This is a genomic window from Mesorhizobium sp. M0960, from assembly GCF_040319055.1.
Lineage (GTDB): Bacteria > Pseudomonadota > Alphaproteobacteria > Rhizobiales > Rhizobiaceae > Mesorhizobium.
Genome location: NZ_JAMYNN010000018.1, coordinates 95,350 through 116,472 on the forward strand (window position 1 = coordinate 95,350; position 21,123 = coordinate 116,472).

General features: G+C 58.9%; 18 protein-coding genes and 1 tRNA gene. 6 read left to right on the plus strand and 13 right to left on the minus strand.

The genetic code is table 11. The annotated features are described in order from the left end of the window. Nucleotides 1-73 precede the first annotated feature (73 nt). The 9 genes from NKH63_RS25490 to NKH63_RS25530 form a co-directional block, all read right to left on the minus strand. The gene (locus NKH63_RS25490) at nucleotides 74-1,318 is read right to left on the minus strand and encodes a hypothetical protein (protein WP_352919109.1); all 1,245 of its coding nucleotides are present in this window, start codon (nucleotides 1,316-1,318) and stop codon (nucleotides 74-76) included. After that, a complete protein-coding gene (locus NKH63_RS25495; RefSeq protein WP_352919111.1) occupies nucleotides 1,312-2,583 on the minus strand; it encodes a glycosyltransferase in 1,272 nt (423 codons plus the stop codon). Before NKH63_RS25495 ends, NKH63_RS25490 begins: the two co-directional genes overlap by 7 nt. After that, entirely contained in the window at nucleotides 2,580-3,899 is a 1,320-nt protein-coding gene (locus tag NKH63_RS25500) for an oligosaccharide flippase family protein (RefSeq protein WP_352919113.1), read from the minus strand. The genes NKH63_RS25495 and NKH63_RS25500 overlap by 4 nt, the downstream gene beginning before the upstream one ends. Nucleotides 3,900-3,973: 74 nt before the next feature. Continuing rightward, nucleotides 3,974-4,729 carry a glycosyltransferase family 2 protein gene (locus NKH63_RS25505; protein ID WP_352919115.1) on the minus strand — a complete coding sequence of 252 codons (756 nt, stop codon included), beginning with the start codon at nucleotides 4,727-4,729 and terminating at the stop codon, nucleotides 3,974-3,976. A 20-nt stretch (nucleotides 4,730-4,749) separates the two neighbouring features. Then, the gene (gene gmd / locus NKH63_RS25510; protein WP_352919117.1) at nucleotides 4,750-5,844 is read right to left on the minus strand and encodes a GDP-mannose 4,6-dehydratase; all 1,095 of its coding nucleotides are present in this window, start codon (nucleotides 5,842-5,844) and stop codon (nucleotides 4,750-4,752) included. A gap of 100 nt (nucleotides 5,845-5,944) precedes the next feature. Further along, the gene (locus NKH63_RS25515) at nucleotides 5,945-6,886 is read right to left on the minus strand and encodes a sugar transferase (RefSeq protein ID WP_352919119.1); all 942 of its coding nucleotides are present in this window, start codon (nucleotides 6,884-6,886) and stop codon (nucleotides 5,945-5,947) included. A 436-nt stretch (nucleotides 6,887-7,322) separates the two neighbouring features. Next, nucleotides 7,323-8,642: a UDP-glucose dehydrogenase family protein gene (locus tag NKH63_RS25520; RefSeq protein WP_352919121.1), complete on the minus strand. Its 1,320-nt coding sequence runs from the start codon at nucleotides 8,640-8,642 to the stop codon at nucleotides 7,323-7,325. A 144-nt stretch (nucleotides 8,643-8,786) separates the two neighbouring features. After that, nucleotides 8,787-9,389: a transcription termination/antitermination protein NusG gene (nusG, locus tag NKH63_RS25525; protein WP_352919123.1), complete on the minus strand. Its 603-nt coding sequence runs from the start codon at nucleotides 9,387-9,389 to the stop codon at nucleotides 8,787-8,789. A 407-nt stretch (nucleotides 9,390-9,796) separates the two neighbouring features. After that, nucleotides 9,797-10,387 carry a biotin transporter BioY gene (locus NKH63_RS25530; RefSeq protein ID WP_352919125.1) on the minus strand — a complete coding sequence of 197 codons (591 nt, stop codon included), beginning with the start codon at nucleotides 10,385-10,387 and terminating at the stop codon, nucleotides 9,797-9,799. A gap of 114 nt (nucleotides 10,388-10,501) precedes the next feature. On the opposite strand from NKH63_RS25530, the gene NKH63_RS25535 reads away from it, so the two are divergent. After that, nucleotides 10,502-11,410, plus strand: coding sequence for an MBL fold metallo-hydrolase (locus NKH63_RS25535; RefSeq protein ID WP_352919127.1), 909 nt, complete (start codon nucleotides 10,502-10,504; stop codon nucleotides 11,408-11,410). A 13-nt stretch (nucleotides 11,411-11,423) separates the two neighbouring features. Here the strand turns inward: NKH63_RS25535 and NKH63_RS25540 are convergent, their stop codons facing one another. Both NKH63_RS25540 and NKH63_RS25545 read right to left on the minus strand, forming a co-directional pair. Next, nucleotides 11,424-12,209, minus strand: coding sequence for a DUF1499 domain-containing protein (locus NKH63_RS25540; RefSeq protein WP_352919129.1), 786 nt, complete (start codon nucleotides 12,207-12,209; stop codon nucleotides 11,424-11,426). Nucleotides 12,210-12,292: 83 nt separating this feature from the next. After that, nucleotides 12,293-13,921, minus strand: a complete 1,629-nt coding sequence (locus NKH63_RS25545; protein ID WP_352919131.1) for a fatty-acid--CoA ligase — start codon at nucleotides 13,919-13,921, stop codon at nucleotides 12,293-12,295. Nucleotides 13,922-14,100: 179 nt separating this feature from the next. On the opposite strand from NKH63_RS25545, the gene NKH63_RS25550 reads away from it, so the two are divergent. Together NKH63_RS25550 and NKH63_RS25555 are read left to right on the plus strand one after the other, a co-directional pair. Beyond that, entirely contained in the window at nucleotides 14,101-14,487 is a 387-nt protein-coding gene (locus NKH63_RS25550) for a hypothetical protein (protein WP_352849297.1), read from the plus strand. Between the two features lie 126 nt (nucleotides 14,488-14,613). Next, entirely contained in the window at nucleotides 14,614-15,003 is a 390-nt protein-coding gene (locus tag NKH63_RS25555; RefSeq protein ID WP_352919133.1) for a DUF427 domain-containing protein, read from the plus strand. On the opposite strand, the gene NKH63_RS25560 is transcribed toward NKH63_RS25555, so the two are convergent. Continuing rightward, nucleotides 15,004-15,741: a polysaccharide deacetylase family protein gene (locus tag NKH63_RS25560; protein ID WP_352919135.1), complete on the minus strand. Its 738-nt coding sequence runs from the start codon at nucleotides 15,739-15,741 to the stop codon at nucleotides 15,004-15,006. A 191-nt stretch (nucleotides 15,742-15,932) separates the two neighbouring features. Continuing rightward, nucleotides 15,933-18,611 carry a pyruvate, phosphate dikinase gene (gene ppdK, locus NKH63_RS25565; protein ID WP_352919137.1) on the minus strand — a complete coding sequence of 893 codons (2,679 nt, stop codon included), beginning with the start codon at nucleotides 18,609-18,611 and terminating at the stop codon, nucleotides 15,933-15,935. Between the two features lie 186 nt (nucleotides 18,612-18,797). On the opposite strand from ppdK, the gene NKH63_RS25570 reads away from it, so the two are divergent. From NKH63_RS25570 to NKH63_RS25580, 3 genes are all read left to right on the plus strand, one after another. Then, entirely contained in the window at nucleotides 18,798-19,142 is a 345-nt protein-coding gene (locus tag NKH63_RS25570) for a VOC family protein (protein ID WP_352919139.1), read from the plus strand. A gap of 122 nt (nucleotides 19,143-19,264) precedes the next feature. Further along, nucleotides 19,265-19,339, plus strand: a tRNA-Gln gene (locus NKH63_RS25575). Between the two features lie 628 nt (nucleotides 19,340-19,967). Further along, the coding region (locus NKH63_RS25580; protein WP_352919141.1) for a calcium-binding protein at nucleotides 19,968-21,123 on the plus strand (1,156 nt) is incomplete at its 3' end.

Sequence of the window (21,123 nt, forward strand, 5' to 3'; positions counted from 1 at the left end):
GGCGCTCCGCCATCGTCCGCGATGAAGTTCAAATTTCGTGGGCACCCACGCGCTCTTTGACCTCGACGCTAATCTATCCATACTGGACCCTTCCAATATATTGATGCCGGCGGTTTTCAAATACTATAATTCCGAAGGTTAGCCACACCATCGGATCATAAAAGAAAAGTTTTGTCACAAGAAATGGGCAAAATAATAGAACGAAGCTCGGGCCCCAAAGTCGGAATAGCTGAATAGACGATGCCAGAAGTATCAACAGTGAAGGTATTATGCCGATGTAAAAAAACATATTGAACACAAGACCGAGGTCTTGTGGTGATAAGCAGTAATCACAAAATGTCCTCGGCAGGGGAGAGCCGAGAAGCATTCCCTCGCCCGCAGAATCTTGCCATGCACGAAATGCCTGGTCTTTATAGTATCCAGACCCCTTTCCCTCATCGACGCTGAAGCGATCGCTGAAGTACTCGACATACTGAGAACCGAAAAACTGCGGCGCAATCAGGGGTACTGTAATGGCAAGCAGCGATGCCGAGAACAGAACTGCCGCAAAGCGCAGAATTTTCGGAACCTTGGGATTGAGTATCGTGAACTCGATTGCAAAACAGACGATGTAGACGGCGGCACCAACCACTGCCCACGCAGCCAAGGTCGCTACCGTGCTGAGCATTGCAAAAAGGTCTAAGAAATTTACGATTCGTCGCCGGAAGAGGCACCTCAGAAATACGAGTAAATAGACGATATTCGAGTAACTTCCGGGCTCTATCTGAAAGCCAGAAAGACGAACCTGGTTCATCATTGTGCCAGCGCGCGAAGCGCTGAATGGAAACACCATCCCATGCAAATCGATGATTTTTCCGGACAAAAGAAAAATGGCGAGAGCCAGAACAAGGCCGGCAACGTTGAAAACGAGGTAGGCTCGAAGCAGGAATTCCAGCCGCTTGCGCCAGGCAGGTAGGGTAACCACGCCGAACGCCAAGCCCCAACTCATGAAAGCGATCGCCATGAGAGAAAAACGCGAAAAGTCGCTGATATTGATGACGCAGAAATAGAGCAAGAAAGCAGCGATTATCGCGACATTCGCGTGAAACGCAGAAATTCCGAACCGAACTACCATTCCACCAAGGAAGGTTAGCGCCGCCAGCGAACGGATGAAGAATGCAACGCCACCCGAACCCGGATCGTCGCTGATCTCGAGCTGCGTGGCGATCACTATGAAGAGCGGAAAGAGGATCAGCCAGTCGAACGGGCCAATCGCCTCGGAGCTGGCAACCCTGCGGTAGCCGCTCAGCGTCGGATACGATTTCGACAGGCCTAGCAAGAGCGCGCCTGCATCGATTGAAGAATGTCGATCAGCTCGCCAAAATTCGATTCCGAATGATAACGGGCCTGCCAGATCTTACGGGGTACGGCGCGCGCCAGTTCACCTCCAGGTGAAAGCGCCTGCAGAACGCGCTCCGCCAAACGCTCCGTATCCTGCGCCTCGTCGGACGAGACGAGCAATCCGGTCTCGCCGTCGATTACCGCTTCCGGAGTACCATCGACTGCCGTTGCGATCACCGGTATCCCGAATGACATGGCCTCCATGATCGACACCGGGACCCCCTCGGACAAGCTTAGATTGGCGAAGAAGTCTACGTGGTTTTGTCGGTAGAACTCCATCACCTCAAGGTTGTCGGTCTGACCCCAAAGCTTGACCTCGAGGTTGGGGACCTCTTTTTCCAGCACGGAATTGACTTCGGTAAAATCTCCGCCACCAAAGTGATGCCACGAAACTTTCCTGTGCTTTGCCAGGGAGCGAACCAGTGCGGCGATCAGATGTACCCTCTTCACCGGAAAAACATTGGAGCAGCTGACTATCGTCAGCGACGTATCTCCGGCCAGCCTCGCGGGCGTTTGACCCCTATCCGGCACGCCCAGACGGTTGACGGCGAAATTGGAAGTTAGCCCCCTAGGCCATTTCTCCTGGAAATATGCAAGGCCATGCTCTGAAATGAAAAGATTCATGGCAGCGGCCGATGCGATTTCCTCACGCCACGGAAAATACTGTGAATTTCGCGACAGATAGGACCCGCTTTCCATGGCATGTTCGTAGAGATCCACTCGGTGATAGCGCACCGCGCAAGGCACGTGGGCCTTCGCCAGCAAGGGGATTGCCAAGTCGGGGACGTGCCCCCAATAGCTATAGGCCACCACTTCCGACGGCGCGTCGAGAGCTCTTCTTACCGCGGGAGATCGCTCGAGCGCGGTGCGATACATCGACCACAAAAGCACACGGTAGATCAAGCCGACATGAAGTCGCTTTTGGCGCCAGCTCAGAGACACCAACTCCGGCCAGAAGAGTGACCAGGTACGAAATTTTGCGAGTTGCAAAGGGTAGAATTTGTAACGCGACCGCTGGGAGCCCCAGATGGGCGGTTCAACGGTGACGTTGTCGGGTACTTCCCGCTTCGGCCCGGAGCCGCTCATCGGGAAAATTGTAATGCGCTCAAAACCTTGGCTAAGAAAGGGCAGCTCCAAGCCAACGAAGGGTTCGTAATGGCCGAATGGATAGTTAATCGTAAAAAGAAGAAGATGCTTTCTCACCGGCCCAACCCTTCGGCATTAGAATAGCGATCCCTCGCCACAGAAGACGGCCTAGGCGTTCGCGATATAACAAAAAACAACACTATAAGAGAAACCATGTAGGGAATTGAAACGTATACGGATATTGAAACGGCTCTCTCCAAGGACATGCCGAACCAGGCCGGTATAAAGAAACCACCAACGAAAATAGCATTTTGGATAATAGAAAGAATCAATGCCATTCTCTGCTGTCGGGCAACAACCGGTACCGGCGCAAGAGCAGATAGGACCAGGTGTACAGCAACGTAGGGCGCAAATAGCTCAGCCAAATGTCCTGACGGGGCCCATTGCGATCCAAGAACAAGCGAAAACATTTGCACGCCGAAGAACAATAATGCGCAAAATAATATAGTTCCAAGCAACATCTGAAGTATCAACACCCTGACGACAGCGCCATCGAATCTGCCGGTCTTTTGCACCAGCTGGTATGCTTCGACATAAAGAATTTGGGCGACCGCTATGCTGATAATTCCGGCAGGTATCGTAACGATGCGCTGCATCATGAAGTATTGACCTGCTTCCACAGACGAAAAGAAACCCACTATAATCGCAATCAGGACAAAGCCGCTGAGGCTATTGATCAAAAATTGCGGCAAGCTAAATTTTGGAAAGGACTGATGTCGTTGGGCAACCAAAAAAAGGGGTCTTCGCTGCCGTAAATCGAAAAAATTAAGACGAAGACCGGACAGATAAGACCATCTGCGCGTGGACAGGAGCAAGGCAGCGCCTACGCCTGACGCGAAAGTCTCGCCAATTATCAAGCCCCATGCATTTGGCAAGATAGTCAGCCCTAGGGCCGCCTGTATGAGAATTGCGACCATCGCCTTGGAAAATCGGCTGACGGAGATTCCTCCGTAGCTCTGTCGCCGTGAGGCCACCATGGTGAAAGTGGTGGTGATAGAGACGAAGAAGGCCGTAATGGACGTCATTGGCCAAGCCAGGCCAAGCGACGTGTTGAAGATGAGGTCAAGATCACGCGCGAAAAGCGTCAACACGAGCGCGCTCGCCAGGGCCGAAGCAATTGCCAAGCTAACGCACAGCGCGGTAAGCGCGCTAACATGTCTCTCCTCGGCGACCATGATCGCCTGCTCGTAACGCGCCGCAAAACATGTGCCAAGCAGTTGGCTGCCAAGAAAGAACATGGCGAATAGGCCGAAGTCCTTTGCGTCGAAGACGCGGGCCAGGACGGGGACTGCGAGAACGCCAAGGAACTGCGCCGAAGCGGCACCCAGACCCAAGGTCATCGTGTTCCTGAGCAGTTTCAGATTCGAGTTCATGCTGAAATTGCGTCGAATCTGCGAGACCACGACGGACAACAGCCCGGCCGCACGTACAGCCTGGTCATCCTCGCCTAACCTCGCCGCGCGAAAACGAACTGCCGGATTTTCCGCGCCGGTTTCGCAATGAGCGCATAGTCGACGGGGCCGGATCCGAGCCAACGGCGCCTGGCACGCAACGCTTCGAGGTTGTGCCCGATATGCGAACGGAAGCTCCTTGTGCTGGCTCCCCCGATCATCATGTCGACGAGGACCTGATCGATTGTTGCTATCCTGAATCCGTGCAGCTCGACGGCCCTCAGCATCCAGTCGTAGTCGGAGGAGACTTTCAGCGTCAGATCGAATGGCCCGTTCTTTTCGGCAACGGCGCGCCGGACATAAAAGGTCGGGTGGGCAGGCATCCAGCCGGAGCGGAACCCATCTTGCGGCCTCGGCTCCGCCCGCCACCGGCGAACGACCCGCTTGCTTTGGTGATTTTCGACGAAATCGAGGTGACCGTGGACAATGTCGCTTTCGGCAAGCGCCTCGCTGATCCGGCCGAGCACGGAAGCGTCATGAAACGCGTCGTCCGCGTTAAGGGCGCCGATTGCCTCGCCGGTGCAAAGCGCAAGTCCCTTGTTCAGCGCGTCGTACATGCCGCGGTCGGGCTCGCTGATGATCTGCAGTCCTGGCCCGGCATAGGAGCGGACAATCGCCAGCGTTTCGTCGGTCGAGGCTCCGTCGATGACGATCAGTTCCTTGTCCTGGTGATCCTGGGCAAAGAAACTGTCGAGCGTATGACGGATTGTTGCCGCCGAGTTCCAGCAGACCGTTAGAACGGAAATCTTCATGTTCGCGGGACTTTTCGCAGCTACCGGGCCGCTTTGCGGTTGTGCTCTTCGTCAAGCCGGCGATGCTCGAATTCGCGCGCCACCGCCTTGAGGTCGGACTGGACCATCTCGCGCACCATCTCATCAAGCAACGTCGTCGCCTTCCAGCCGAGGACCCGCTCCGCCTTCGAAGGGTCACCGAGCAGCAGGTCGACCTCGGTCGGCCTGAAGTAGCGTGGATCGACCTCGACCAATATCTTGCCGGACTTGCTGTCGACGCCCTTTTCGGCGACGCCCGAACCGTTCCACTGGATGCGAACACCAACCTCGGCGAAGGCGAGTTCGACAAATTTCCGAACGGAGTTCTTGATCCCTGTGGCCAGCACGTAGTCGTCCGGGGCTTCCTGCTGGAGGATCCTCCACATGCCTTCGACATAGTCGCGCGCATGACCCCAATCGCGCTCGGCGGAAAGATTGCCGAGATAGAGCTTGTCCTGAAGGCCCAGGCTGATGGCAGCGGCGGCTCGGGTGATCTTGCGGGTCACGAATGTCTCGCCCCGCATCGGGCTTTCGTGGTTGAACAGAATTCCGTTGGAGGCGTGAATGCCATAGGCCTCGCGGTAGTTCACCGTGATCCAGTAGCCATAGATCTTTGCCGCCGCATAGGGCGAACGAGGGTAAAAAGGCGTCGTTTCGCTCTGCGGGACTTCCTGCACCTTGCCATAGAGCTCGGAGGTCGACGCCTGATAGAAACGCGTCTTTTTTGTCAGGCCAAGCAGCCGGATGGCTTCCAGAAGGCGCAATGTACCGATCGCGTCGGCATTCGCCGTATATTCCGCGGTCTCGAAGCTCACCTGGACATGCGATTGAGCGGCGAGATTGTAGATCTCGTCCGGCTGCACTTCCTGGATTATGCGGATCAGGTTCGTCGCATCCGTCATGTCGCCATAGTGCAGTGAAAAATTGACGCCGGTTTCATGCGGGTCTTGATAGAGATGATCGATACGGCCCGTATTGAAAGACGATGACCGCCGCTTGATGCCGTGGACTGCATATCCCTTGGCGAGCAGGAGGTCGGCGAGATAAGCACCGTCTTGGCCGGTAATGCCCGTAATTAGCGCGGTTTTTCGGCTCATTTCATACCCTTCGGCAGCTTCAGAAACATGACCGCCAAGCACTGTCCCGGCCCTGTGTTCGACAGCTAAATTTCGATGGAGGCAAAATTCAGAACGGTCTCTATCGAGATCCGAACCCACTTAGCAGAGTTTTCAGCGTTCTCAGCACGATAACGAAATCAAGCCACGGCGAGAAATTCTTGATGTAATAGAAGTCATAGTGCAGCTTCTCGGTCTCGTCGTCATCTTCCGACACATACCCTTGATTCACCTGAGCCCACCCGGAAATTCCGGGGCGGACGATATTTCGGTAGCGATAGAATGGCAACGCCACCGAATAGTGGGATGACAACACTGTCGCCTCAGGGCGAGGCCCGATCCAGCTCATTTCCGAACGAACGATGTTTATCAACTGCGGCAGCTCGTCAATTCTGCTTCGGCGAAGGAAGCGGCCGAGCCGGGTCACCCTGCTGTCACCCGGCTTGGTGACGGCGAGACTGCGAACGTTTGCCGCCTCTGGTTCACTGACGGTCATCGTCCGGAACTTGTAGACCGTGAAGGATTTTCCGCCGAAACCGAGGCGCTCCTGGCGAAATATGGCAGGCCCGGGAGACTCCAGCCTGATCATCAGCGCGATCAACAACAGCAAGGGCGCCAGCACAATCAGCGCCAACAGGGCACAGACCCAGTCGATCACCTGTTTGATCTTGATATAAGCCTGGTTGGGATTGATTGAGCCCAGCGTGTTTTCGGACAAATGCTCGATTTCGACGCGACCAGTCAGCGATTCGGTGATTTGCTTGACATGGTAGACCGGTACTCCCGCAAGCGCCCGGTCGGCAATGTAGCGCTCCCAATCGTCGGACAGATCGGCGCGCAGATCGGCAACCACGCCGTTGACGCGATCAATGATCATGTCAGGGGAGACAAGCCAATGCCAGTTCACCCCGCCTATCTCGTCTAGACGACCAACGGCGCCGCCTGGAACCACAGCAAGACTGTAAGGATCAAGGCGCCGGCTTACGATGGTCAGAACAAAGTACCAGAGAATTGACAACGTCAAGCTGCTAGCCGCCTGGAAGCCGCTATATTCAATTCGAGATAAGAAAATGACTAAATAAACGAACCCATATGACAGTGCAAATGTCGGAAATATGTAACCAGACGCCGCGATGCCCGGGAAATTACCTATACGCCGAAAGGAAAAATAACCTATTGTATGCGCGACAATGCCCGCAAAGATCGTAATCTGCAGGTTTGTATAATATGCAAGGGATGGGTCAACTAGAATGCGAATCAGCGCGGGAAGCAGGATTGCGAACGCCAGACCGCCCAGGAGTTGAAACCTGACCCTGTGCACAAGGTGCCGCTGTCTCGGCCGATTCATCATGACTATGTTCAAGTTAAAACGCTCTCTTGCGGACTACCGGAATGCATTCTGGCTGCTTCCATTGTTCTCTGCAGAACCCTGGCAATTCGAACTCCAGGTTGCTGGACATTCAATGGACAGGATGCCGCTCTCGGCCGACGCTCGAATAGGCTATGCCTTCCTTCATGACGTCCTCGCCGCGGTAGACGTTTCGCAGGTCAACCATCACCGGCATCGCCATGAGCGCACGGAGCCGCTTCAGATCCAGTGACCGAAACGCGTTCCACTCGGTGACGATGACGATAGCATGCGCGCCGTCAGCTACCGCGTAGGCGCTTTCCCCGAATTCAATGCCCTCGATCATCTTGCGCGCCTGCTCCATGCCCACCGGATCATAGGCCTTGATCGAAGCGCCTGCGTCCTGGAGTGCCTGAATGATGGCCAATGAGGGGGCATCGCGCATGTCGTCGGTGTTCGGCTTGAAGGTAAGGCCGAGAATACCGATGGTTTTGCCGCGAACCGATCCGCCGCAGGCCTCGACCACCTTGCGCGCCATCGCCCGTTTGCGCTGGTCGTTTATCGAGACCGTCGTTTCAATAAGCCGCACGGGGCTTGCCGCGTCCTGCGCGGTCTTGACCAGCGCCAGCGTATCCTTCGGGAAACAGGAGCCACCGTAGCCCGGCCCGGCATGAAGAAACTTTGCGCCGATGCGGTTGTCCATGCCGATGCCGCGCGCGACGTCCTGCACATCGGCTCCCAACCGCTCGCAGAGATCGGCAATTTCGTTGATGAAGGTGATCTTCATGGCCAGAAACGCGTTGCCGGCATATTTGGTAAGCTCCGCCGTACGCCGGCTCGTATAGAATATCGGCGCGACATTCAACGAGAGTGGACGGTAGATTTCGCCCATGACGGCTTTGGCCCGTTCTGCATCGGTCCCGACAATGATGCGGTCGGGCCGCTTGAAATCCTCGATGGCCGATCCTTCGCGAAGAAATTCCGGATTGGAGACCACCGCAAAATCGGCGGCTGGATTTTGCTCGCGAATGATCCGTTCCACCTCATCGCCGGTACCGACAGGGACGGTCGATTTCGTCACCACGACCGTGAACCCCTTGAGTGCGCGACCGACTTCGGCGGCCGCGTCGTAGACGAAGGACAGATCGGCATGGCCGTCGCCACGCCGCGACGGCGTCCCCACGGCAATGAAGACGACATCCGACTGGGAAACGGCATCCGCGAGATTGTCGTCGAAACGCAGGCGACCTTGCGCAGTGTTGGTTGTAACGAGGTCGTCGAGGCCAGGCTCGTAGATCGGTATCTTGCCGAGCTTGAGCATGGCAAGCTTTTCCGCATCACGATCGACGCAGCAGACCTGATGGCCAAAGTCGGCGAAACAGGCGCCCGAGACGAGCCCTACATAGCCGGCGCCAATCATTGTTATTCGCATATCGCGTACTCTCATTCAGCGCCGATGAGACGATCTCGCCGGACAGCCTATTACCAAAGGACGGCTACCGCACTCCCGGGTGAAAACCCGAGAGCCCATCCTACAACAATTTGCATCGCCTCGCCGCAACTAGACGTTTGCGATTTATGCGATTGCTACGAGATCCCTGGCATCAAGGTCGACAGGGATCTCGCCGTTCATGATGGCAACCAGAACCCGAGCCCTTCCCGCCGGATCGAGCCGGTCAAGGCGACCGATCATTTCCGCGAAAGGGCCGGAAAGGATCCGGACCGAAGCACCGGCTGCGAGGCCGCCGCTGAAATCGAGCAGGCCGTGCCTGCCGGTTAACGCAACGAAGCGCTCTACCAGACCCGAGGGAACCGGCAAAGGCCGGTCGCCTTGCGTGACGAGGGAGCGCACACCGAACGTTCCGTTGACCGAGCGCCAACGTTGCAGTCCGACGTCAAGGGCGATGAACATATAACCCGGGAAATAAGCTGCGGACCGTGTCTCGAGCCGCCGGGCGTGACGCACGGTTTTCTCGTAGCGAGGCACAAACGGCTGAAATCCCTGGATCCGGAGATGCCGTTCGGCGACATGTTCCTTTCCAGGAAAGACCGAAGCCGCGTACCAGCGGGTTGCCGGCGCGGCGGTCGGCTCCGGCGACGGGATGTTCGCCTTGTTCCTCGTTTTTTCCGCGCTAATCACGTGTCTCCCTCTCGGGGCGGGCGGCCATGCCGGCGCCAAGGGTTACGACAGTGTGTCGATGCCAGCAAGCAACCATGCCGCGAGAATCAGGACGGTTCATCAAAAAATTGCTCGCGAATTGTCCATGAATTTAGCTGTGCCTAAATAATCATCGAGCCGCTTTCTTTTTCAGCTGCCCGACATCCGATATCGGGCAATTCGCTGTAACGCGTAGCTCTTCGGTTACATTGGCGCGGCGACCCCGGTTGTCCCGGTGCTTAGTCGACCGACTTGAAGCTAATGTGACGGGTCGCCAGCATGTCGTTGCGCCCGCCGGCGGCAGGATACCTGCGGAGCCATTCCGGTTTGCGATAAAAAGCTGTTTCGACAGGCCGTCACTGAGACACAACTGCCAGCAAGCCGCGAGACCGAAGTCATGGCACAGCGATGCCGATTCTTGATCGGCTTCACGAACGCTTCAGCAACGACCAGACAGCCGGCACCAGGCTCGCAGCCAGCGCGACCTTGATCAGATCACCGACGATAAAGGGCAGCACACCGAACTGCCACGACTTTTCCGGGCCGATCAACAGCGCCAGCCAGGCAAAACCCATCGCCATCATGACGATCTCGGCCACCAGCATCGCATTGAACAGCTTGATAGGATGGCGATCCCAGCCACGGTCGGCGGCCCAGCCGACGATCGCCGCCATGACGACGAAGCCGGCCAGATAACCGCCGGTCGAACCGAGCATGTAGGCAATGCCGATGCCTTTTTCCGGCGTGCTCTGGAAGACCGGAACGCCCAGTGCGCCCTCGGCCATGTAGAGAAGCAGCGTGGCGACGCCGAGGCGCATGCCGAACGCGGCGGCAATCAGCAAGACAGCAAGCGTCTGCATCGAGATATCGACCGGTCCGAGCACAACCTTCGTCTTGGCCGACAAGATCAGCAGCAGCGTTCCGGCGATCGCCAGCAAAAGCTGGCCCGCCAGCCGGGCCGCGCCCTTTTCAGGCAGAGCGAGAGAAATAAGCGGACGCATCGTCGTTGCAATTGCCATGGTCTTCCCCGTTCCGGATTGCCGCCGAACGCGGCCTTGCGTTTTCCTATATTGGCTTCCGTGCTATGCGGCAATCGGTTTTGCCCTCCCCCCAAAAAAGGTCGCGACGTTCGCATGGCGCTGAAATTCGACACACGCTTCGATCCTGCCTACGGCAGGGGTGTGACCATTGCACCCGACGTACTTCGGATCACCGCCAAGAACCCCAGCCCGTTCACCTTTCACGGAACCAACAGTTATATCGTCGGGCGCGAGACGCTGGCTGTAATCGATCCGGGTCCGGATGACGAGGTGCACCTTCGAACGCTGCTCGAAGCGATCGGGACCAGGCCGGTCAGCCATATCTTCGTCAGCCACACGCATCGCGACCATTCGCCGCTGGCGGCACGACTGAAGCAGCACACAGGTGCCGTGACGTTGGCGGAAGGCCGGCATCGCCCGGCGCGGCCGTTGCACACCGGCGAGGTCAATCCGCTCGATGCCAGCGCCGATATCGAGTTCGTTCCAGACATCCCGCTGCCGGACGATATGGTGATCGATGGCGACGGCTGGGCGATCCGGACGGTGCTGACGCCCGGCCATACCGCCAATCACGCGGCCTTCGCACTGGAGGGGACTGGCATCCTTTTTTCGGCCGATCACGTCATGGCGTGGTCAACCACGATCGTCGCGCCGCCGGACGGCGCCATAGCCGACTACATGACATCGCTCGATCGGCTGATCGAGCGCGACGACCGGCTGCTGCTGCCGGGTCATGGCGGGCCGGTGATCGAACCGCGCAACTTCATGCGCGGATTGAAAAGGCATCGCAAAATGCGCGAACGGGCGATTCTGGAGCGGATCAACAGCGGCGACCGCACGATCAGGACTATGGTGGAGGCGATCTATCGCGATACCGATCCGCGCCTGCATGGCGCGGCCGGCCTGTCGGTGCTTGCGCATCTGGAAGACCTGGTGGCGCGCGGTCTGGTCCACACCGACGGCGCGCCGGCTATTGACGGCATCTATTCGCCGGCAAAGTAGTAGCCTTCGGATATCATTCTGCCGGCGCCACGCCCACCTGGCCGGCGACTTCCTGGTCGAGCTCGGCAAGGAAATCGGTGATGCGCGCTGCATTGTCGCCAAGGTCGTAGCGGCCGTAACGCGAGGCCGAGCGCATATCGACAATGACCGCGTCGCCATCGTCGGTCACGCGGATGGCGACATCGGCGGGAAGGCCAAGCAGGAAGCTCTTGGCCAGCGCATCGACCGTCACGTCGCTTTGCCCTGCTGCGTCGGGAAATGGCGCCGCGCGTTGCCAGCCCCGCCGATCGAGCACGGTTTTGACCGCCTCCAGAACGCGGTCGAAAGGCAAGGTGTAGCTGCGTCCGGTAACAAGCGGATAAGCTTCGGTTTGCAGGCGCTGCTCGCCGGGTGTCGGCGGCAAAAGCTCGTTCATATCCATTGTCCGGGTAGAAATATCGAGCGCCGGCGGGTCGTCGAAATCCGTCGAGATGTCGCGCAGCGGCGGATAGGTCGCTGCCCAATAGGCCGCGACAGCGTAAGGGATGAGCACCAGAAGCGCCAGCAAGGCGCCGGCGGTCAGGTCGTGGCCGCCGCGATCACCGAAATTCCACAATCGCGCAAAGGCAAACCCGGCGAACAGAAGCGCAAACGCCGCCAGCAACGCGACAATGCCGAGCACCCACAGGAATGTCGGCGTCTCGACGAGGTCATATCGGTAGCCGATGAGCACCGTCAGCAGCAGGACCGCCGAAAAAGCGCCGGTGCGCCGCGACCAACCGGCAGCCCTCGATGTCTGTCGCTCGGCAATTACCGTCATTGCTTTCCGCGCTGCCCCAACCCGAACAAAGGCATAGTGCCTTTCAGCGGCGGCTTGAAGGCACAAAGACGCCGCATCTCCAGTCAATCCGTCGGCAGATGATAATCCCGGAACTGCTGACGCAAGGTAATCTTCTGGATCTTGCCGGCAGCGGTGTGTGGGATTTCGCCGACAAAGGCGACGTCGTCCGGCATCCACCACTTCGCCACCTTGCCATCCATGAAGGCGAGGATGTCCGTCTTGGTCGGCTCCCTGCCCGGCTTGCGGACGACCACGAGCAAAGGCCGCTCGCCCCATTTGGAATGCGGAATGCCGATGGCGGCGGCCTCCGCCACGTCCGGATGGCCGACCGCGAGGTTCTCGAGCTCGATGGTCGAGATCCATTCGCCGCCCGACTTGATCACGTCCTTGGCGCGATCGGTGATCTGCATGTAGCCGCCGGGGTCGATATGCGCGATATCACCGGTATCAAACCAGCCTTGTTCATCGAACTGTTCGGATCCGATGCCGCCATAATAGGCGCGCGCGACGGTCGGCCCGCGGACCTTGAGTCGGCCGAAGGTCTTGCCGTCCCATGGCAGTTCGTTATCGTCGTCGTCCGTTACCTTCATTTCGATGCCGAACGGCGTAAAGCCCTGCTTCTGCTGGACGGCGAGGCGGGCGTCACCCTTCAGCCCGGCATAGTCCGGCTTCAGGGTGCACAGCGTGCCGACCGGCGACATCTCGGTCATGCCCCAGGCGTGGACGACCTGGACATCGTAATTGTCCTGGAACTTCGTCGTGATCGCGCGTGGACAGGACGCGCCGCCGATGACGACTTTCTGCAGATAAGGTAGTTTCTTGCCGGTCTCTTCCAGATGCTGGAGAAGCATCATCCACACCGTCGGCACGGCGGCGCTGAAGGTCACCTTCTCGGTGTCGAGCAGCTCGTAGATCGAAGCGCCATCCATCTTGCAGCCGGGCATGACCAGCTTGGCGCCAATCATCGGCGCGCTCTGGGCAAGGCCCCAGGCATTGGCGTGAAACATCGGCACGACCGGCAATATGGTATCGCGCGACGACAGGCCCATGGCGTCGGGCATCGCTTCGATCATGGCGTGCAGCACGTTCGAACGATGGCTGTAGAGGACGCCCTTCGGGTCGCCCGTCGTGCCCGAGGTGTAGCACATGCCGGCGGCGGTGTTTTCATCGACTGTCTTCCAGGCGAAGTTGCCGTCGGCTTGAGCAAGCCATTCTTCATAGGCAACGACATTGGGCAGCGCAGTCTCGGGCAAATGCACCTTGTCGGTCAGCACGATAACCTGCTTCAGCGACTTGACCGCGCCGGCGATCTTTTCAAGCAGCGGCAGGAAGGTCAGGTCGACGAAGATCGCCTTATCCTCGGCATTGTTCATGATCCAGGTGATCTGCTCGGGAAAGAGCCGCGGGTTGAGCGTGTGATAAATCGCGCCGACACCCATGATGCCGTACCAGGCCTCGATGTGGCGCGCGGTGTTCCAGGCCAGGGTCGCGATGCGGTCGCCAAGCCCGAAACCGTCACGCTCGAGCCGCTCGGCGACCTTCAGGGCACGATCATGGATTTCGGCATATGTGCTGCGCACGATCGGCCCCTCGATCGAACGCGACACGATCTCGCGGCTGCCGTGCTGCCGCTCGGCGTTGTCGATCAGCTTGTGGCAAAGCAGCGGCCATTCCTGCATCAGCCCGAGCATCTTGTTCCTCCTGTTATTTTTTTTGCGCCATTGTGGGACGAACCGGCGGATTGTCCAGCCAGAACCGGGCTGGAGCGGTGCATAGAGCCAAATGAGGCGAAATTCGCCACAATCCGGCCATGCTCGGCGTTAACGTTGATTAACAGGCGGGGCGCGATTGGCGAATGAAAGAGGTTCGCATGGACGCGCAGCTCGACGACAAAGCCCTCGAAAATACGCTTGCCGAAAGTCTGGCCGATCTGGTGGCGGCCGATGTCGCGCAGGCCGATCTGGTGCCCGACGCCAAAACTGTTTCCGAAGATGAATTCGTCGAGGTCGTCGGTGGCGCCCTCGAAGCGGTCGGCGGCACGCTCTTGTTCAAGATGTGCGTCGAGAACGAGGGCGAAAGCCAGCACGTCGCTGCCGCCTGCGTCGGCGATGGCGGCAGTCGCCAGTTCCTGCTGCTCACCTTGCCTGCCAGCGGTGGTGCGCTGAAGGTCGAGACCACCTCGAAAAGCACCAATCCGGTGGCCGGCATTGCCGCCGCCTATGCCGGGCTGATGGACGCATTCCAGGCCGCCGCCTGAGTTTTCGGCGAAGCGGAAGAAACAGGTGAGACTTGCCCCCGCGGGCCACTCTTTGGCGTCGCGGCAGGCAGGTCTTGCACAACGCGCTTGCCAGACACATTTGGGGTTGAGGCAAGGAGATCCGACATGGACCAGATCGCAAACCCGTCACCCGGCTTTCAGCGCAATCCGGGCAAGATCATCCCCGTCGAGCCTTACAGGGGCACAGTGACGGTGCGCGCCGGCGATGTCGTCATCGCCTCGTCCAGAATGGTCAAGGTGCTGACCGAATCGCCCTATCCCCCCGTTTTCTACATTCCGTTCGACGACATCGACTTCAACCAGCTTGGCAAGACCGAGCACTCGACCCATTGCCCCTACAAGGGCGATGCCAGCTATTGGAGCGTGCTGCCCGCCGGCGATGCAGGCAAGGATGCGATGTGGGCCTATGAGCAGCCTTACGACGAGATGGCGGATATCCGCGATCACGGCGCATTCTATCCAAGCAAGGTGACCATCGAGGCTACGCCCGACTGATCAGTCGGTGGTGCCTTCATTGCCGACACCGTCGGCATCATCGAGCCGGACGAAGGTGAGGCCCTTGGCCTTCAGCGCCAAAAGCCCCTGCACTACGCCTTCGCCGGCCGCATGGGTCGGCTGGTTGATGTGAGCGATGATGACATCGCCGTCGTTTGCTGCCGCGATGCGCCGGGCGGTCTCTTTTGCACCGAGCAATGAGCCGCCGTCGCCGTTGATCGAGAATCCGGCGATCTTGAAGCCAAGCTTGCGTATCATCGCGATTGCCGACGGGCTGTATTCGGCGGTCGCGCCGCGAAACCATTTCGGCGCCGGCTCGCCGGTCACGGCGAGAGCGGCGGCACCGGATTCGACCTCGGCCAGCACGGCCTGCGGGCTGCCGGCACTGCGAATGCCGTAGATCTTTTGCGGCGTGTCGACGGCCGGGAGGTGGCGGCCGCCATGGTTTTCCAATTCAAACAGGTCGGGATGCGCCCGCATGATCTCGACGGCGGCGGCGTTGTGCTTCAGCCAGATGCCGGTGACGAAAATGGTGGCGGGAATCTTGTTTTCCACCAGCGCCGAGAGAATCCGTGTGTCGGTCTTTCCGCCGCAGGCATCGAGCGTCAGCGCGACGCGGCCGCTGCCTGCCTCGGGCTTGATGTGCAGCGTCGGTTCGACGAGCAACCGGGCGCTGCCAGGCGAGACAGCCCACAGCGATATCGCAACTGCGCAAAAATGCTTTTGGAACAGGCGCATTGATTGTTTCCGGGTCGGCCAGATCAAAGTTGAAGCGGCGACCCCAAGACCGGCATCAAGGCGGAAATCGGAACGATGCACCTGCAAAGCGTCGGCAGCGGCAATTTGACCGCCGGCCTGACCTTTGGCAAGCGCGAGGTCACAATGCGTGCTCCACGTCCTTAACCGTACGTGAAAGGATCGCGCGGTTCCTATCCGCGACCCTCCTTCGCAGCCTGCACCGCCGCTTGCGCGGCGGCCAGCCTGGCGATCGGCACCCGGTAAGGCGAGCACGAGACGTAGTCGAGGCCGACCTTCTCGCAGAAATGGATCGAGGCCGGGTCGCCGCCATGTTCGCCGCAAATGCCGAGCTTGATGTCGGGTCGCGTCGCCCTGCCCTTCTCGGCCGCCATCCGCACCAGCTCGCCGACGCCCTCTATGTCGAGCGACACGAACGGATCCTGCTCGATGATGCCTTTTTGCCGGTAGGTCTCGAGGAACGAGGCCGCGTCGTCGCGCGAGATGCCGAAGGTGGTCTGGGTCAAATCGTTGGTGCCGAAGGAGAAGAATTCGGCCGCCTCGGCTATGACGTGAGCGCGGATCGCGGCGCGCGGCAGTTCGATCATCGTGCCGGTGAGGTAATCGATCTTGACGCCGGTTTCCTGCATGACGCTTTTGGCGACGGCATCGATGCGCGCCTTGACGAAGTCGAGCTCCTTCACCAGTCCGACCAGCGGTACCATGATCTCCGGCACCACCAGCGCGCCGGCCTTCCTGCCGGCCTCGACGGCCGCCTCGAAAATGGCGCGCGCCTGCATCTCGGCGATTTCGGGATAGGAGACGGCAAGCCGGCAGCCGCGATGGCCGAGCATCGGATTGAACTCGTGCAGCGCTTCGGTGCGCCGCCGGAGCTTGTCCGGCGATACGTTCATGGCGGCGGCGACCTCGGCCACCTCCTCCTCCGTTTTTGGCAGGAATTCATGCAGCGGCGGATCGAGCAGGCGGATCGTTACCGGCAGGCCGGCCATGATCTCGAACAGTTCGAGGAAATCCGAGCGCTGCATCGGCAACAGCTTGGCCAGCGCCGTCCGTCGGTCCTTTTCCGTATCGGCCAGGATCATCTCGCGCATGGCAACGATGCGGTCGCCGTCGAAGAACATGTGCTCGGTGCGGCAAAGCCCGATCCCTTCGGCGCCGAAGGACCGCGCCATGCGGGCATCGAGCGGCGTCTCGGCGTTGGTGCGCACCTTCATGCGGCGCGCGCCGTCGGCCCATTCCATGATGGCGGCGAAATCGCCCGAGAGTTCAGGCTGCAGCATCGGTACGGCACCCTTCAGTACTTGGCCGTTGCCGCCGTCGATCGTGATGATATCGCCCTTGCGGAAGGTCGCGCCCATCGCCATCAGCGTGCCGGCCTTGTAGTCGACGCGCAGCGAGCCGGCGCCCGAAACGCAAGGCTTGCCCATGCCCCGCGCCACCACGGCGGCATGGCTGGTCATGCCGCCGCGCGTCGTCAGGATGCCTTCGGCCGCGTGCATGCCATGGATGTCTTCGGGGCTGGTCTCGATGCGCACCAGGATCGCCTTGCGGCCTTGCGTCTTGGCCTCCTCGGCGTCGTTCGATGAAAACACGATCTCGCCGGTGGCAGCGCCCGGCGAGGCCGGCAGGCCGACGCCGATAATGTCGCGCGCCGCTTTTGGATCGATTGTGGGATGCAGCAACTGGTCGAGCGAGGCCGGATCGATGCGGGCGACGGCCTCTTCTTTCGAAATCAGTCCATCTCTGGCCATGTCGACGGCAATCTTCAGCGCCGCCTTGGCGGTGCGCTTGCCGGACCGGGTCTGCAGCATCCACAATTTACCACGCTCGATGGTGAATTCGAGATCCTGCATGTCGCGGTAATGTTTTTCCAGGCGCTCGGAGATACTGACGAAAGCCTGGAAGGCGTCCGGCATCAGTTTCTGCAGCGACGGCTTGTCGGAGCCGGCGGCAATGCGCGCCGCCTCGGTGATGTTCTGCGGCGTGCGGATGCCGGCAACGACATCCTCGCCCTGCGCATTGACCAGGAACTCGCCATAGAGCTGCTTTTCGCCGGTCGACGGATTGCGGGTGAAGGCAACGCCGGTGGCCGAGGTATCGCCCATATTGCCGAAGACCATGGCCTGGACATTGACCGCCGTGCCCCAGCTTTCGGGAATGTCGTGCAGGCGCCGGTAGGTGATCGCGCGGTTGTTCATCCAGCTGGAAAACACCGCGCCGATGGCGCCCCAGAGCTGCTCATGCGGATCCTGCGGAAACGGCTTGCCGAGCTCCTCCTCGACCTTGGCCTTGTAGAGCGCGATCACGCCTTGCCATTCGATGGCTGTCAGCTCGGTGTCGAGTTCATGGCCGAGGCCGCCCTTCTGGTCTTCGAGGATTTCCTCGAAGACCTCATGGTCGAGGCCCATGACGACATCGGAATACATCTGGATGAAGCGGCGGTAACTGTCATAGGCGAACCGCGCATCGCCTGAATCGGCGGCCAGTGCTTCCACCGTTTCGTCGTTGAGGCCGAGATTGAGCACGGTGTCCATCATGCCGGGCATGGAAGCACGGGCACCGGAGCGCACCGACACCAAAAGCAGTTTCGACGGATCGCCGAAACGGCGCCCGGTCAGCCGGCCGATATGGTCGAGGGCGACCGCAACGTCCGCTTCCAGCGAGGCCGGGTAGGCGTGGCCGTTGGCGTAATAGGTGTTGCAGACCTCGGTGGTGATAGTGAACCCCGGTGGCACCGGCAGGCCCAGGCTGCACATTTCGGCAAGATTGGCGCCCTTGCCGCCGAGCAGATTGCGGTCGCCGGCACGGCCTTCCGCGGCGCCGTCGCCAAAGGTGTAAACCCACTTGGTCATGCTTGCTCCCCGGTTGCAGGAGATTGGAAATATCGGCAAATCGAGCGATATGATGCTGCAGTGCGAAAGGCAAGGCATCGACCAAGCCGGCCGGCCTCTACAATCGATTAATGAAAAGCTGCGCCGAAAAGACTTGCTTTTTGGAAAGGCTTGCTGTAGAACATAACATGAACAAAAGGCAGAACGATGAGAATGACCGGAAAGCTCGATTATCTGGAAATGCCGGCGACAGGCGGAACGCTGGACAGCGTGAAGGCTTTCTACAGCGCGGCCTTCTCGTGGTCGTTCACCGATTACGGACCGACCTATTCAGCCTTTGCCGAAGGGCTTGACGGCGGTTTTCAGGCGGATGGCCAAAATGCGCCGGCCAAGCCGCTGCCCGTGCTCTATTCCGAAAGGCTGGAGGAAACATTGAGCGCCGTCGAGAATGCCGGCGGCACCATCGTCAAGCCGATCTTTTCATTCCCCGGCGGCAGGCGGTTCCATTTCGTCGATCCGGCCGGCAATGAAGTGGCGGTGTGGAGTGAATAGGTCCGTTCAAAGTGACGATTGCAAAACTGGTGGGTCGGTCGTGCATAGTCGATATGTCGGCATTGAGCTTTCTCCCGGCTCGTCCTATAAGGCCGCGCGCACAGCGGGCACGCTCCGGCTGTTGGGGCGTCGCCAAGTGGTAAGGCATCGGTTTTTGGTACCGACATTCCCAGGTTCGAATCCTGGCGCCCCAGCCAATTCTCCGATTCAGACGATCCCGAGTCGTAATCTCAGTTGCAGACACCTTGGTCGCGGCACCTGCGGCATCTGTCCACAACAAATTGGTGTCGCCGGCAGAGAGCGCGATCCGGCTGGCATCTTAGCTTAATGTCAGCTCAATTGGCCGGCAAGCAAATGCATATTGTGGAGAAAAGCTGTTTTGCTGGCCGTGCCCTGGCATTCTATCTTATTGCCTGAAGACTTTCATAGTCAAAATATCAGCTTTTTCTCTCTTCTTCAAATCCATAAATACCTCGAAGGCTTCTTTTATGGCAACCTTCGCAAGTTTAGGCTAACTTTTAATAGCATTTAAGTTATACTTTAATAATCGCTCAACATGTTTCTTATGTAGCCGCCATTAACGAATAGGATTGTTAAAACTATCAATAAACATCTCTCAGAAAATACCCAAAGATCGCTGAAGTTTAATTTGCTTTTTATCAAAAACTCCACCTACCAAGAAGTATATTTTTCGCCCCAATGTCAAAATCCTGCCACCGATCAACCATTCTATCAGGGCGTGCAGGTATGTGATTTGGCGCTAATATACACCTTCTAGTAGGCAGACCTTCGCGGGGCGCTATCGAATCAAATGAGGGATTATGGATGGCGACTCTCCATTACACGTCGGGCGGATCCGGCACGGACATTGCAAAAGCCGGATTCAATCTGGCTAGCGTGCAATATGTTGACCAGGTCAACGAGCTGCCGGAGGGCATGAAAGGCTTGGTCTACCTCGACGAGGCCAACGGCGTAACCCAATCCTTTATCGACAAGGTTACTCCTTTCCTCGGCAATCCGAACGTATTTGGGTTCTTCCTGGTTGACGAGCCGGATCCCACCGGCCAATGGGGTACCTACGCCTCTGCCGCAAATCTGAAGGCAGAATCCGACTGGATCCATGAGCATTTTCCAGGCGCCAAGACCTACATCACAATGATGAGCCTGGGGACGTCGGCGAATCCGGATTTTAGGGGCACGTACAATCCCGCCAATACGGGTATCGATTACTACGGCATAGATGTCTATCCCGTCCGCACCGATGGCCCGGTCGACTACAACATGATCGATAAATTCGTCGCCGCCGCTCAGGCATCGGGCATCCCGACGAGCCAGATCGTTCCGGGCTACCAGGCGTTTGGAGGTGGCGAGTATAACACCGACATGGGTGGCAAATATGTGGTGCCCACCGCCGCCCAGATGGAAACCATGATGGAGCACTGGGCCAAGCTGGTTCCGTCACCTGCCTTCGACTACGCATACGCCTGGGGTTCGCAGCGAGGCGACACAGCGTTGGAGAGCTCTTCGGAACTGCAGGCCGTTTTCCGGCAACACAACCTTGCAACGACGGGGACCACTCCGCCTCCCGTCGACACAAGCGACACCTTGTATGGCACCAGCGGCGACGATGTGTTTCACGGGGCCGGCGGCCACACAATGATCGGCTATGGTGGCAATGACACCTATTATGTCGATGACGTCCGCGATAAGGAGATCGAGGCGGCGGGCGGCGGTGCCGACAAAGCACTCGCCTCCGTAAGTCATGCGCTTGCGGCCGGGTCGGAGGTCGAGCTTCTCGCCACCAGCAACCCGTCCGGCACGGCTGCCATCAATCTGACTGGCAATGCCTTTGCCCAGACTATCCAGGGCAATGCCGGCGCCAATGTCATCAATGGCCTCGGCGGCGCCGACAAGATGGTCGGCTATGGCGGCAACGACACCTACCACGTCGACAACGCCGCGGACCGGGTGTTCGAGGCAG

Coding starts and splice junctions, on each gene's coding strand:
- NKH63_RS25500 (WP_352919113.1), bottom strand. CDS start 3,899: ATGAACTCGAATCTGAAACTGCTCAGGAACACGATGACCTTGGGTCTG.
- NKH63_RS25505 (WP_352919115.1), bottom strand. CDS start 4,729: ATGAAGATTTCCGTTCTAACGGTCTGCTGGAACTCGGCGGCAACAATC.
- gmd (WP_352919117.1), bottom strand. CDS start 5,844: ATGAGCCGAAAAACCGCGCTAATTACGGGCATTACCGGCCAAGACGGT.
- NKH63_RS25520 (WP_352919121.1), bottom strand. CDS start 8,642: ATGCGAATAACAATGATTGGCGCCGGCTATGTAGGGCTCGTCTCGGGC.
- NKH63_RS25530 (WP_352919125.1), bottom strand. CDS start 10,387: ATGGCAATTGCAACGACGATGCGTCCGCTTATTTCTCTCGCTCTGCCT.
- NKH63_RS25535 (WP_352919127.1), top strand. CDS start 10,502: ATGGCGCTGAAATTCGACACACGCTTCGATCCTGCCTACGGCAGGGGT.
- NKH63_RS25540 (WP_352919129.1), bottom strand. CDS start 12,209: ATGACGGTAATTGCCGAGCGACAGACATCGAGGGCTGCCGGTTGGTCG.
- NKH63_RS25545 (WP_352919131.1), bottom strand. CDS start 13,921: ATGCTCGGGCTGATGCAGGAATGGCCGCTGCTTTGCCACAAGCTGATC.
- NKH63_RS25550 (WP_352849297.1), top strand. CDS start 14,101: ATGGACGCGCAGCTCGACGACAAAGCCCTCGAAAATACGCTTGCCGAA.
- NKH63_RS25555 (WP_352919133.1), top strand. CDS start 14,614: ATGGACCAGATCGCAAACCCGTCACCCGGCTTTCAGCGCAATCCGGGC.
- NKH63_RS25560 (WP_352919135.1), bottom strand. CDS start 15,741: ATGCGCCTGTTCCAAAAGCATTTTTGCGCAGTTGCGATATCGCTGTGG.
- ppdK (WP_352919137.1), bottom strand. CDS start 18,611: ATGACCAAGTGGGTTTACACCTTTGGCGACGGCGCCGCGGAAGGCCGT.
- NKH63_RS25570 (WP_352919139.1), top strand. CDS start 18,798: ATGAGAATGACCGGAAAGCTCGATTATCTGGAAATGCCGGCGACAGGC.